The sequence below is a fragment of the Arthrobacter sp. Soil782 genome, assembly GCF_001428435.1.
Taxonomy (GTDB): Bacteria; Actinomycetota; Actinomycetes; order Actinomycetales; family Micrococcaceae; genus Arthrobacter_D; species Arthrobacter_D parietis.
This window is the reverse complement of the sequence record NZ_LMSO01000008.1, coordinates 257,563-269,994: the sequence shown is the minus strand read 5'-3', so window position 1 is coordinate 269,994 and position 12,432 is coordinate 257,563. Positions and strand designations below refer to the sequence as shown.

The following is a 12,432-nucleotide window of genomic DNA, read 5'->3' as shown; positions in this document are numbered from 1 at the left end:
AATTTGACCGGTAATTTCAACTTCCGACATCACAACACCGCGCTCCTCGGCGTGGAAAGTGTAGAGGCACCGGTCATCGTCACGTCTGCGGAATTCGATCGCATCCTCGCTCCGGCCCTGAAACGGCTCCGGCTGTCCAAGGGGCTATTGCAGCGCGTGGCGGGAATCACCGAGCGGCGCTGGTGGGCACCCGGAACGGGATTCGAAGACGGCGCCATTGAAGCGGGCGCCAAGGCCCTCGCATCAACAGGTATCACGGCTTCCCAGATCGGCCTGCTGATCAACACCTCGGTCTCCCGCACCAATCTCGAACCATCCGTTGCTGTGAAGATCCACAACGGTCTGGGGCTGCCGTCCTCCGCCATGAATTTTGATGTCGCCAATGCGTGTCTGGGTTTTGTCAATGGGATGACCCTGGCGGCGAACATGATCGAAGCGGGCCAGATCCAGTACGCCATGGTGGTCAATGGGGAAGACGCCCAAGCCACGCAGGAAGCCACCCTTCGGCGGCTGAATGAACCAACGGCCACGCGTGAGAGTTTCATGCAGGAGTTTGCAACGCTGACCCTTGGTTCCGGCGCCGCCGCCGCCATTCTGGGCCCGGCGGATCTCCACCCGGGCTCCCACCGCGTCCTAGGCGGAGTGGCGCGTGCCGGCACTGAGCATCACGAATTGTGCGTCGGAGGCATCGACGGCATGTATACGGACGCACAGGGGCTGCTCGACGGCGGCCTGGAGCTGGTGGTTGACGCCTGGACCGAAGCTCAACAGGACTGGAACTGGTCGGACATGGACCGCTATGTGACCCACCAGGTGAGTACCACCCATACCAAGGCGATCATCGAAGCCGTCGATCTCGATCCCGCCCGGGTCCCCCAGACCTTCCCTCTCTGGGGCAACGTCGGGCCGGCGTCACTGCCCATGACGCTCGCCGCGGAAGCCCAGCGGCTCACTACCGGCGACCGCGTGCTGTGCATGGGTGTGGGCTCCGGCCTCAACACCGCGATGCTGGAGATTGAGTGGTAGAACTTCCCGGCGTCGACCCGTCGTGGTCGGCCTACCTCGATGTGCCGTCCACAGCCGATGTTGATCCGGCTGGAACCATCAACCGGTGGCATTACCTGGACAACCTGGCCTCCATAACCGGTGATCTCCGCGGCACGCTGCTCTGTGTCCACGGCAATCCCACCTGGTCCTACCTCTGGCGCAGCCTGCTGGCGGCGGGCGCCCAGCACGGTTGGCGGGTCATCGCCGTTGACCAGCTCGAAATGGGCTATTCCGAGCGGACCGGCCGCAAGCGGCGTCTCGCCGACCGCGTACGCGACCTCGAGGATTTCGTCTCCGCCGTTGGGCTCAGCGGACCGCTCGTAACAGTTGGACACGACTGGGGCGGCGTCGTCAGCCTTGGCTTTGCAGACCGCAATCGCGCGAACCTGACCGCGGTTGTCCTGACCAATACGGCAATCCACCAGGACCCGGGCTCCCCCATTCCCGCGCCGCTGCGCCTCGCTCTCAGCGGCGCCGTGCACCGGGTGGGAACGTCGACAACAACCGCTTTCCTCGATACAACGCTTGCGCTGGCCCGCCCGCGTCTCACCCGGGAAGTACGGGCGGCTTACCGCCTGCCTTACCGGACAGCCGCCCGACGCCGAGGCATCGAACAGTTCGTCGCTGACATTCCCGTTGGTCCCGGGCACCCAAGCCAAGCGGAGTTGAACCGAATTGCCGACTCCATCCGCACACTCGATGTGCCCGTGTTTCTGCTCTGGGGCCCGGCAGATCCGATCTTTTCGGACACCTATCTGGATGACCTGGCGGAACGCCTTCCGCAGGCTGATATCCACCGTTTCGAGGGCGCAAGCCATTTGGTCGCTGAAGACCGTGACATCGCCTCGCCAATCTTTGATTGGCTTGACCACCGCACCGAGAACGACGACGACGGCCGTCCCGCCCGTCCCTCCGCAGCGTTCACCCCCCTCTGGCAGCAGATCCACGAGCGGAGCAGCGGTCCTGCCGCTGACATGCTGGCGGTGGCAGATATGGGAAGCGACGGTGCGGTGGCCGACTCGCTGTCTTGGAAGGAACTGGAGGACAGGGTCAGCCGCCTCGCCGCCGGCCTCAGCCGGATCGGAGTCAGGGCGGGAAGCAGGGTCAGCCTGATGGTTCCGCCGGGCATTGAGCTGACCACGCTGATTTATGCCTGCCTGAGATTGGGCGCTGTGATCGTGGTCGCGGATGCCGGGCTGGGAGTCAAGGGGCTCAGCCGCGCCGTTCGCGGCACTGTGCCGGACTTTCTCATCGGCATAGAACGCGCGCTCGTCGCCGGCAGGCTGTTCGGGTGGCCGGGCACCCGCATCAGCGTCGGAGCAGCGCCACGGGCGCGACTCCTCGGTGTGCGTCACCGCCTCGAAGACCTCCTCGCTGGGCACTCGAGCTATGCGGGCGAGGATCCCGCCCCCGATACCGACGCGGCGATCCTGTTCACCTCCGGATCGACAGGACCGGCGAAAGGTGTTGTGTACACACACCGCCAGCTGTCGGCGATGCGGGACACTCTCTCTGCAACTCTCAACCTTGCGCCGGGCAGCGCTCTCGTTGCTGGTTTTGCGCCCTTCGCCCTGCTGGGCCCCGCACTGGGAGCGGCTTCGGTGACCCCCGATATGGACGTCACCGCTCCGCGGACGCTGACTGCGCGGGCGCTGGCCGATGCCGCCGCGGCCATCGACGCGACCACGGTTTTCGCTTCCCCCGCTGCCCTGCGCAACGTCCTGGCCACAGCCTCGGGCATTGCGCCCGGTCGCAAGGATGCCTTGCAACGCGTCAGCGTGCTGCTCTCTGCAGGAGCCCCGATTCCCGTGAATCTCCTGGAGCAATTGCAGCCATTGGTACCCGGTGCCGCACTGCACACGCCCTACGGCATGACAGAGGCGCTGCCCGTCACTGACATACAGCTCGAGGACATTCGCGAAGCCCTGGACAGTTCTGTAACAGGAGCCGGGAACGGCGTCTGTGTTGGAAGAGCGGTACCGGGCGCGGAAATCAGTATCAGTGCGCTTGACCCCAAGGGCACTGCCACCGGTGTGCCTGCAGCTCTGCCAGGCGTTACGGGCGAGATCCTCGTGCGTGCTCCGCACGTCAAAGACCGCTATCACCGGTTGTGGATCACGGAACGGGCATCATCACGCACCGCGGGCTGGCACCGCACCGGGGACGTCGGGCATCTCGACGCGGACGGACGGCTCTGGGTGGAGGGCCGGCTTGCACACGTCATCACGTCCGCAGACGGCGTTCTGACACCCGTGGGCCCCGAGCAGTCGATCGAACAGTTGAAGGAGGTTCGCCAGGCGGCCGTGGTCGGTGTCGGTCCGACGGGCACACAGGCCGTTGTCGCCGCCGTCGTTCCTGTGGATGCCGCCGATCAGGCGGGCCTGGCGTCCGGCCCTTTGTCGGCTATGGTCCGGGACGTTGTCCGGCCGGGCGGAGTCCGTCTCGCTGCAGTCCTCACGCTGTCCGCCCTTCCGACCGATATCCGGCATAACGCAAAAATCGACCGTACAGCAGTAGCTGCGTGGGCCGGCGACGCGCTCCAGGGGCGTGGGAGGAAGAGGCCGTGAAGGTCCTCGTCACCGGTGCCAGCGGGATGCTAGGCGGCGCGGTGGCGTCCCTGCTCCTGCGCAACGGCCGCGATGTCAGGACCTTCCAGCGGCGTCCCTCCGGTGTGCCGGGCGCGGAGGACCTAGCAGGTGACCTCGCCGACGGTTCCGCCCTTGCGAACGCCGTCGCGGGGGTCGACGCCGTCATTCACCTCGCGGCAAAGGTGTCTGTCACCGGCAATCCGGATGATTTCTACCGCACCAATGTGCTCGGCACAGCTGGGCTCCTGGCTGCGGCCCGGTCCGCGGGCGTTCAGCACTTCGTGTACGTTTCCTCGCCGTCAGTGGCCCACACCGGAGCGTCGCTGGTTGGGGCGGTTGCCGGGCCGGCTCAGCCGGAGCTCGCCCGCGGATCCTATGCGCGCACCAAGGCGCAGGCGGAGATTCTTGCTCTCGAGGCGAACGACGGCCAGATGCCGGTCGCGGTTCTGCGCCCCCATATCGTCTGGGGACCCGGTGACACCCAGCTGGTAGAGCGGGTACTCAGCCGGGCACGCGCCGGCAGGCTGCCGCTGCTTGCCGGTGGAACCGCGCTCGTTGACACAACCTACGTGGACAATGCGGCATCGGCCATCGCTGCCGCCCTTGACCGGATGGAGTACATCTCCGGATCCCCGCTGGTCATCACGAACGGTGAACCGCGCCCGATCGGTGAGCTCCTCGCCCGCATTTGCTCCGCCGGCGGCGTCCGGGAACCCCGGCGATCGATCCCAGGCTGGGTAGGCAGAGCGGCCGGCAGCGTCGTCGAAAGTATCTGGCGCGCTTCCAAGGCCGACAGCGAGCCTCCCATGACCCGCTTCCTCGCGGAGCAGTTGTCAACGGCCCATTGGTTCGACCAGCGGCACACCAGGTCCCTGCTTGGCTGGACTCCGGAGGTGAGCCTGGACGAGGGATTTGCACGCCTCGCCGCGCACTATGGCGATTCAGCGTCGCGCATCAGGCACTGATGCTCAGTAACTGACAGTTTGCGATCGGGCCCTCAGCCTCGTCAGCCTGCCACCTGTCGCGTTGGTTCATTAAATGCCGCTGGGAAGGACCGTTACAGGTCCTCCCCAGCGACGAGAGACTAACGCGAAGATTAGACGCGCACGAAGTAGGCGCCCGGCAGATCGCTCAGCGGGTGCTGCATGGTGAGGTTTGCACCATTCATTCCGCTGCTGATGACCTGGCCGTTGCCGGCGTAGACGGCTACGTGTCCGCCCGTGATGACAATGTCACCCGGTGCAGGTGTGCTAACCGGGGTACCGTAGGCAGCGAACTGTGCCGGTCCGAGATCGCCCGTACCAAGGGCCTTTTCGAGGAGCACAGTGCAATCCTGGATAGCACCGGCTGCGAGCTGGGCCCGAGCCGACGCAAGGATGCCTGCGCCGCTGGCGCTGCCCGAGTTGTCTGCAACCTGGATGTTGCTGGAGGCAAGGCTGATGCCCATGGTGCTGGTCTCGACCGGTGCCGGAGCAACAGCAGCTGCCTGTACCTGTACTGCAGGCGCGGCTGCCGGAGCTGCTACCTGGATCTGCTGTACCGGAGCGGGCGCCGGAGCTGCGGCAGGAGCCGGAGCGGCAGCAGCGCTACCGGAGAGGCTGATGACCTGACCCGGGTAGATGATCGAATCCCAGCCGAGGCCGTTAGCAGCGAACACGGCGTCCAGGCTGACGCCATAGTTCGCTGCGATCGAGCCGAGGGTGTCCCCGGACTGCACGGTGTGGGTCGGAGCATTGACGGCCGGAGCCGGTGCCACGGGAGCCGGAGCAACCGGAGCTGCCGGGGCCACAGGAGCGGCTGCAGCCTGGACGTTGGCCTCGACTGACGGTGCTGGGGTGTAAGTGGTGGTGCCCGCGCTTGCTGGCAGGGCCGCTCCGAACATGATTCCGGAAGCTGCTACAACAACGGCTGCTGGGCGGCCAACGGTGCCGGCGTGAGAGCTGACTGCCTTGGAAACGACCTGCATGGTGCTGGGCGGGGTTGCACGGTGGCGTGCGATATGACGGTTTTTGGACACGGAAATAGCCTCTCCCAATGCCGGCGGAGTTAGCTGTCGGATTCGGATGGGAGCCACCCGGACTACTGGTCTTGGACCGGTACGTCTTCACCCCTAGGACTTCTGAAGAAGCCCGCTATCTGGTTCCCCCGCTCCTGCCGCAGTGTGTAGCGAACGGACCTTCCGACGGCGGCAGGATTAGGCAATCCACCAGAAGGAAGCCGGGCTTTTGAGCCCGGCGTGTCCATAACGTTACATTCTTTCCGGCTGGATGTCACATTTCGATCACGAGAAGCGCCGGTTGGGCCCCACCGGATTAGATTTTGTACTCGTCCTGCGCGCTTTTGGGGCCGTCCTGATCGCCATTGCGATGCATGGCTGACTGTGCCTTTTTCAGGGCCTGCTCTGCCTGCGCCTGAACCTCCGGAGCCTTCGTTTTTACCGTCTCCGATGCCTGGGAAACCTTGTCCTGGACCTTCGGGTTGTTCCAGAGCTCGTTGGCCTTCACTTTGATCTGCTCATAGCTTGCACGACCGGCCCGGGCGCCCAGAACGTAGCCTGCTGCCATACCTGCTGCAAAAACCAACTTGTTCTTCATCGCGATACTCCTGACGTGTCGGGTACTGAGATACTGAGATACCGAATCTAGTCAGCTTACTTACTTTTGTCACGTCGGAGCCGCTCACCAGCGTCCGTTACGCGGCCGTGGCTGGCATCTGGGGCACGTGTATGAGGACCGGTTCATGAAGGTGTCGCGCCGGATCAGGGAATCCAAACCATTCTCGAAGCATCGCCGACAGGGCTCCCGCTCCCGCCCGTAGGCGTTCAGCGCGCGCTCAAAGTACCCGGACGCGCCGTTCACGTTGACGTAAAGCGAATCGAAGCTGGTGCCGCCTGCCTCGAGCGCCCGGATCATGACGTCCCTGCACGACTCGACCAGTCGCGAGGCTTCTGCACGCCGAAGGGTGTCAGTGGGGCGGGCGTAGTGCAGCTTCGCTGCCCACAATGATTCGTCGGCATAGATGTTTCCGATTCCCGAGACGAGCGTCTGGTCGAGCAAGGCGCGCTTGAGCCCCGTGCGGCGGGAATGCAGCTTGCGGTAGAAATCCTCGAACGAGAATGCAGGGTCCAGCGGGTCACGTGCGATGTGCGCCGCTTCAACCGGCACCAGGGGAACGAGGTTCTCCCCCAGTCCGCCGGGAAGACCATCAGCTGTTGCCACCATGCTCGTGACAAAAAGCCCGCCGAAGATCCGCTGGTCCACGAAACGAAGCTCCTCCGGCACCGGCTGGTGCCCAGCAGCCGGAGACAGCCGAAGGCGAACCTTCAGGTGCTTCTCGTCCGGCTGGGTGCGGTCCTCGACCAGCAACTGGCCGCTCATTCCAAGATGCGCCATGAGCGCAACTGGCGGCCTGCCGTTTGGGAGTTCCTTTGAGGACGCCAGGTCCGGTGACGGCGCAGGCCGGGAGCCGCCGTCGTCATCGGTGAGGGTAAGGGGCAGCCAGAGGAACTTGCCCCGACGCACGGCATCGCTGACGCGGGCTCCGATGAGGTTTCCAATGAAATCCTCGGTGCCGAGGGCATGGCGGCGGATTGAACGGGGGTCCAGGACGTCGACCGCCTCGATGCGGCGCCCGCGAACCCAGCGCGCGAGACCCCTGCGCACTACCTCCGCCTCGGGAAGCTCAGGCATAACGAGGTGCAAAGATCACGTGGAGTGGCGGAGCTGTGCGTCCGCGTGTGCGAGAGGCAGTTGGTTTACCTCAGGCTGAAGCAGCTTCCACGAGGCAGAGGCAGCCTCCTGCTCGGCCTCCTTCTTGGAGCGCCCGGACCCTGAGCCGTAGGTCGCTCCGCCGATCACCAGGACGGCCTCGAACCGGCGGTCATGGTCAGGCCCGAAGCCCGTCACCTTGTAGTCGATAACCCCCATGCGCTGTGCCGCGGCGATTTCCTGGATGCTGGTCTTCCAGTCCGTTCCGGCGCCAAGGGCTGCGGCGTCCCGGAGCACCGGACCGATGATGCGCATGACGAGGCACCGCGCGGTCTCCATGCCGTTGCTGAGATAGGTAGCGCCGATGATGGCTTCCATGGTGTCAGCAAGGATTGAGGATTTGTCCCAGCCATTGGTGAGCTTCTCTCCCTGTCCCAGGAGGATGTGCTGCCCGAGATCGAGGCCGCGGGCAATCTTCGCGAGGGCGCGGGTACTCACCACCGCCGAACGCCTCTTCGCGAGTTCACCCTCTGAAAGATCAGGATTGTCCCTGTAGAGAGCGTCCGTGACCGAAAGCCCGAGGACGGAGTCGCCGAGGAATTCGAGGCGTTCGTTGGTAGGGATTCCGCCCTGTTCATACGCATAGGACCGATGTGTCAGGGCAAGACGAAGCGTCTCGGCGTCAATAGTGACACCGAGACGCTTCAAAAGATCTTCTGAACTCTCCACGCGGCGACGCTTTCGCGATCGAAGCCTCAAGCACCGTAAACCGGTGCTCTTGGCATTTAGACGTCGGCTACCTTGCGGCCCTTGTACTCAAGGAACAACTCAGTGCCGGCGGAATCGGTGACAACCTTGGCCTGGTGGGCAAGGCTGTAAGTGACGCGACCGTTCTCCACCGTCTTCACCAGCTTGGGAGCAACAGCCTTCCACTGGGACCGGCGTGCACGCGTATTCGAGCGGGACATTTTCCGCTTGGGAACAGCCACGACTAACTCTCTTCTCTCTTGTCTGACTCTGTCTTAACTTCTGGTTCCGCTGCCTCAGGGCCGGCGGCCGCACCGGCCAACCCTGTCAGAGCAGCCCAGCGGGGGTCAAGGACCTCGTGCCGGTGTCCGGGGTCATCTTCCAGGCGAGCACCACATTCAGCGCACAAACCCTGGCAGTCCTCCCGGCATACCGGCTGGAACGGCAGCGATGTCACTACTGCGTCCCGCAGCACCGGTTCGAGATTGACTGTGTCATTCTCGACCTGACGCTGCAGGTCCTCCTCTTCATCCTCCGCCATCTCAGGGGCGTCGTAGTAGAAGAGTTCCTGCACATCGACACTGGTGCCGTAGCTGAGCGGGTCCAGGCACCTGCCGCATTCGCCGGATACTTCGACGTCAACGGTTCCGGATACCAGGATCCCCTCGTGTACAGCCTCGAACCTCAGGTCCAACTCCATGCTGGAGCCTTCCTGAACGCCGATGAGCGCCACACCAAAATCTTTCGGCGCGGGCACATGTTCCTCGACTGTCCGCATGCTCCCCGGGCTGCGCCCAAGATCCCTGACGTTGAAGACCAGGGGCGAACTGAGATCGCTTTTAATGAAAACTCCTGTAGAACATGTGACCGACGAACCATCTTAGCCCGAAACAAAGCCCCGCCCCAAACCCACTCCGCCATGGTCTCGACCCGGACGAAGAAATCCGTTCAAATACAGGTCATGTGAACGCAAATACCACGATAGATTGAATCATGTGACTCAAATACGCATCCGAGACGCTGCGCAGTTTCTGGGCGTCAGTACCGATACCGTGCGCCGCTGGATCGACGATGGAATCCTGGGCGCTAACCGCTCATCGGGTGTCCTCTCTGTCGACGGACTGGAGCTCGCACGCCTGGCACGCGATCGCGCTGTCCTTCCCGCAGACCCGCACGGTGTTGCAACGTCCGCCCGCAACCGCTTTGTGGGGCTGGTGACAGAGGTAACCAGCGACAGGGTGATGTCACAGGTGGAGCTCCAGTGCGGACCGCTCCGGGTTGTTTCCCTGATGAGCAGCGAAGCGGTACGCGAGCTTGGGATTGAGCCGGGCACCGTTGCTGTTGCTGTCATCAAGGCAACCAACGTCATCGTTGAGACATCAGCGGTTGATTTCACCTCTCAACCCCGTTCAGCCGGCGGCCCCCGGTGACGCGCCGCTTGCGCAGGCTGGTGAGCGCCGTCGTCGTGTTTGCCCTCGCCTCCTGCAGCAACACGGATCCGGCGACCGATGGCGTCCTCAACGTCTACGCAGCCGCTTCCCTCCAGGCTCCCTTCGAGGAAATCGCCGCAGAATTTGAAGCCGCCCATCCCGGACTGAGCGTGCAACTGAACCTTGCGGGATCATCGGACCTGGCGACTCAGATCATCGCCGGGGCGCCCGCCGAGGTCTTCGCCCCGGCGAATGCTGCCACGATGGAGCAGGTAGCTGCCGAGGGCCTACTGGCCTCGCCGTCGAAGACGTTCGCCACCAACGTGCTGACCATCGCAGTGGCAGCGGGAAACCCGCTCGGTATCGAATCTCTTGAGTCACTCACAGAGCCTGGTATTGCCACGGTGCTGTGCGCTCCGCAGGTGCCCTGCGGAGCCGCGGCTGCGGCAGCGCAGGAAGTAAGCGGCGTCTGGCTTGAGCCCGTCAGCGAGGAGGGCTCGGTTACCGACGTCCTTGGCAAGGTCTCCTCCGGGCAGGCCGATGCCGGGCTGGTCTATGTCACCGATGTTGACGCCGCGGGCGGGGGCGTGGACGGCGTACCGTTCGATGCCGCCGCGCAGGCAGTAAACACCTATCCGATCGCAGCGGTTGGAAGCAGCGGGGATCCGGCCTCGGACTTCATTGACCTCGTCCTTGGAGAGAGTGGCCAGGAGATACTGTCATCCCACGGCTTCGGGAAGCCCGCCCAGTGACCGGAGTCTATTCCGGAATGCCGCGCTGGCTTCTTGCGGTCGCAGCGGCGGGGGCCCTGTTCCTCATTGTGCCGCTCACCGCACTCGTTCTTCGCGTGGACTGGTCCCGGTTCGCAGAGTTGGTGACCTCCGACTCCTCACGCGCCGCGCTGCTCCTGAGCCTCCAGACCTCAGGAACAAGTACGTTGCTCTGCGTCCTTTTCGGTGTGCCCATGGCGTACGCCCTCGCGCGCACCCGGTTCAGGGGCCAGCGCGTCCTCCGGGCGCTCGTGCTCCTGCCGTTGGTGCTGCCGCCTGTGGTCGGCGGTATCGCTCTGCTCTACACGTTTGGCAGGCAGGGCTTGCTTGGCGAGTCGCTGCGGGTGTTAGGGGTGGACATCGCGTTCTCGACCGCCGCCGTCGTGCTGGCGCAGACATTCGTCGCGCTGCCGTTCCTCGTGCTGAGCCTCGAGGGCGCCCTGCGCACTGCAGGTACCCGGTACGAGGCCGTCGCTGCAACGCTGGGGGCGGGACCCACCACGGTGCTGCGGCGGGTGAGCCTTCCCCTCGTGCGGCCCGGGATCGTTTCCGGTGCCGTGCTGTCCTTCGCCCGCGCGCTTGGCGAGTTCGGGGCGACGCTGACGTTCGCCGGAAGCCTGCAGGGCGTCACCCGGACGCTGCCGCTCGAAATCTATCTGCAGCGGGAGACTGACCCGGACGCCGCGGTGGCGTTGTCCCTCGTGCTCGTCGCGGTTGCGGTGCTGGTGGTCGCAGTGGCGCACCGGATTCATGAGGGCAATGCACCATGAGCCTGGATTTCACCGCGCACGTTCCAGCCCGGGATTTCAACGTCCGGTTCTCCCTCGCCACCGGAGAGACGGTCGCGCTCATGGGGCCTAATGGCGCTGGGAAATCCACGCTGCTCAGCGTGCTGGCCGGCCTGCTTCGCCCGGACTGTGGCTCGGCCACCCTGGATGGGAAAACCCTGTACGACGACGGCGAGTGGCTTGCGCCGCATACCCGCGGTATCGTCCTGTTGGCGCAGGATGCGCTGCTTTTCCCGCACCTTTCGGTTCTGGAGAACGTGGCTTTTGGCCCCCGGTGCGCCGGCGTACCGCGGAGCGCAGCCCGCAAAGAAGCCCACCGCTGGCTTCGAGAAGTGGACGCAGCCGACCTTGCACACCGCCGGCCAGTGAGCCTTTCCGGCGGACAGGCGCAACGGGTGGCCGTTGCACGGGCGTTGGCCGCTGAGCCTGCGCTTCTGCTGTTGGACGAGCCATTGGCTGCACTGGACATTTCGGTGGCACCGATGGTGCGCAGGATGCTCCGACGGGTACTCGAGGGGCGCAGCGCGATCATCGTCACCCATGACATCGTCGACGCTCTGCTGCTGGCCGACCGCGTTGTGATTGTCGACGGCGGGCGGATCGTTGAGGACGGACCCACCAGGTTGGTCCTCGAACGACCGCGCAGCAGCTTCGCTGCAGGACTCGCCGGGGTGAACCTCATGACCGGCACGACAACGCGCGATGGTCTCCGTACGCCGGGAGGCGTACAGCTGGCGGCGCTGCAGGATCGGGACCTTCCGGCGGGCGAGGAGGCTGCTGCCGTCTTCAGCCCGCGCGCCGTGGCGGTCCACCGGCTCCGACCGACAGGTAGTCCGCGGAACGTGCTGGCCGTGACCATCACCGACCTCGAGCAGCACGGCGGACGCACCACTGTGCGGGCCGATCATCTGAGCGCGGAGATCACCACGGCGTCTGCAGCGGAACTCGACCTGCTGCCGGGGGCAGAGGTGTACTTCAGCGTGAAGTCCGCCGAAGTCGAGATCTATCTGCGCTGAGCCCTCAGCGGCTGTCGGCTTTCCGATCGACAGCGTCTTCGGGCGAACCAGCAACCTGCGGCGCACCGGCGTCGTTGTTAGAAGACGCCGGCCCGGTGTGCTCGGTAGAAACCTCCGACAGGAGGTCCCTGTCATCAAGTTCCTCGTTCAGCTCCTCCTGCCGGTGTTCCGTCTCCGGATCCGGAGTGCCTTCCTCGACGTACTCGACCTCAAGCTGACGGTGCACCTTGCTGTTGAGGACCTCTACCTGGTTATCCTCAAGCTGATTCAGGTTGTCAGGAAACGTGTCCTGAGGCTTGATTCGGCTCTTGCCCACTGTGTCCTCTTTTGTCCGCCCGG

At 64.6% G+C, this 12,432-nt stretch carries 14 protein-coding genes and 1 riboswitch; of the genes, 7 read left to right on the top strand and 7 right to left on the bottom strand.

Annotated features, from left to right (window positions below; genetic code table 11):
• Positions 1-3: 3 nt before the first annotated feature.
• Genes ASH00_RS10585 through ASH00_RS10575 form a run of 3 tightly spaced genes read left to right on the top strand, consistent with a single transcriptional unit; the run spans position 4 to position 4,600 of the window.
• Positions 4-1,026 carry a 3-oxoacyl-ACP synthase III gene (locus tag ASH00_RS10585; protein WP_056548294.1) on the top strand — a complete coding sequence of 341 codons (1,023 nt, stop codon included), beginning with the start codon at positions 4-6 and terminating at the stop codon, positions 1,024-1,026.
• Positions 1,020-3,614, top strand: a complete 2,595-nt coding sequence (locus ASH00_RS10580) for an alpha/beta fold hydrolase (protein ID WP_056548292.1) — start codon at positions 1,020-1,022, stop codon at positions 3,612-3,614. The genes ASH00_RS10585 and ASH00_RS10580 overlap by 7 nt, the downstream gene beginning before the upstream one ends.
• The gene (locus tag ASH00_RS10575) at positions 3,611-4,600 is read left to right on the top strand and encodes an NAD-dependent epimerase/dehydratase family protein (protein WP_056548290.1); all 990 of its coding nucleotides are present in this window, start codon (positions 3,611-3,613) and stop codon (positions 4,598-4,600) included. Before ASH00_RS10580 ends, ASH00_RS10575 begins: the two co-directional genes overlap by 4 nt.
• A 131-nt stretch (positions 4,601-4,731) precedes the next feature.
• Here the strand turns inward: ASH00_RS10575 and ASH00_RS10570 are convergent, their stop codons facing one another.
• The 6 genes from ASH00_RS10570 to ASH00_RS10545 all read right to left on the bottom strand — a co-directional run bounded on the left by ASH00_RS10570 (position 4,732) and on the right by ASH00_RS10545 (position 8,867).
• Entirely contained in the window at positions 4,732-5,652 is a 921-nt protein-coding gene (locus ASH00_RS10570) for a C40 family peptidase (protein ID WP_056548289.1), read from the bottom strand.
• A gap of 4 nt (positions 5,653-5,656) precedes the next feature.
• Positions 5,657-5,836: riboswitch (cyclic di-AMP (ydaO/yuaA leader) on the bottom strand.
• Positions 5,837-5,947: 111 nt separating this feature from the next.
• Positions 5,948-6,229, bottom strand: a complete 282-nt coding sequence (locus ASH00_RS10565; RefSeq protein WP_056548287.1) for a hypothetical protein — start codon at positions 6,227-6,229, stop codon at positions 5,948-5,950.
• 84 nt (positions 6,230-6,313) lie between these two features.
• Positions 6,314-7,324, bottom strand: coding sequence for a bifunctional DNA-formamidopyrimidine glycosylase/DNA-(apurinic or apyrimidinic site) lyase (gene mutM, locus ASH00_RS10560; RefSeq protein ID WP_056548285.1), 1,011 nt, complete (start codon positions 7,322-7,324; stop codon positions 6,314-6,316).
• 15 nt (positions 7,325-7,339) lie between these two features.
• Positions 7,340-8,071: a ribonuclease III gene (gene rnc / locus ASH00_RS10555; protein WP_056548283.1), complete on the bottom strand. Its 732-nt coding sequence runs from the start codon at positions 8,069-8,071 to the stop codon at positions 7,340-7,342.
• 56 nt (positions 8,072-8,127) lie between these two features.
• A complete protein-coding gene (gene rpmF, locus ASH00_RS10550; RefSeq protein ID WP_056548281.1) occupies positions 8,128-8,331 on the bottom strand; it encodes a 50S ribosomal protein L32 in 204 nt (67 codons plus the stop codon).
• A 2-nt stretch (positions 8,332-8,333) separates the two neighbouring features.
• Positions 8,334-8,867, bottom strand: coding sequence for a YceD family protein (locus ASH00_RS10545; RefSeq protein ID WP_082566049.1), 534 nt, complete (start codon positions 8,865-8,867; stop codon positions 8,334-8,336).
• 217 nt (positions 8,868-9,084) lie between these two features.
• Here ASH00_RS10545 and ASH00_RS10540 point away from each other — a divergent pair, with 217 nt between their 5' ends.
• Genes ASH00_RS10540 through ASH00_RS10525 form a run of 4 tightly spaced genes read left to right on the top strand, consistent with a single transcriptional unit; the run spans position 9,085 to position 12,093 of the window.
• Complete coding sequence (locus ASH00_RS10540; RefSeq protein ID WP_056548277.1) at positions 9,085-9,519, top strand: TOBE domain-containing protein; 435 nt, start codon at positions 9,085-9,087, stop codon at positions 9,517-9,519.
• Positions 9,516-10,271, top strand: coding sequence for a molybdate ABC transporter substrate-binding protein (gene modA, locus ASH00_RS10535; RefSeq protein WP_200954791.1), 756 nt, complete (start codon positions 9,516-9,518; stop codon positions 10,269-10,271). The genes ASH00_RS10540 and modA overlap by 4 nt, the downstream gene beginning before the upstream one ends.
• Positions 10,272-10,288: 17 nt before the next feature.
• Positions 10,289-11,059 (top strand): ABC transporter permease, encoded by a 771-nt coding sequence (locus ASH00_RS10530; RefSeq protein WP_056548389.1) that lies wholly within the window; start codon positions 10,289-10,291, stop codon positions 11,057-11,059.
• Positions 11,056-12,093 carry a sulfate/molybdate ABC transporter ATP-binding protein gene (locus tag ASH00_RS10525; protein WP_056548275.1) on the top strand — a complete coding sequence of 346 codons (1,038 nt, stop codon included), beginning with the start codon at positions 11,056-11,058 and terminating at the stop codon, positions 12,091-12,093. The genes ASH00_RS10530 and ASH00_RS10525 overlap by 4 nt, the downstream gene beginning before the upstream one ends.
• Before the next feature lie 4 nt (positions 12,094-12,097).
• Here ASH00_RS10525 and ASH00_RS16885 read toward each other — a convergent pair whose 3' ends face one another.
• On the bottom strand, positions 12,098-12,409 hold the full coding sequence (locus tag ASH00_RS16885; protein WP_200954790.1) for a hypothetical protein: 312 nt from the start codon (positions 12,407-12,409) through the stop codon (positions 12,098-12,100).
• Positions 12,410-12,432 lie beyond the last annotated feature (23 nt).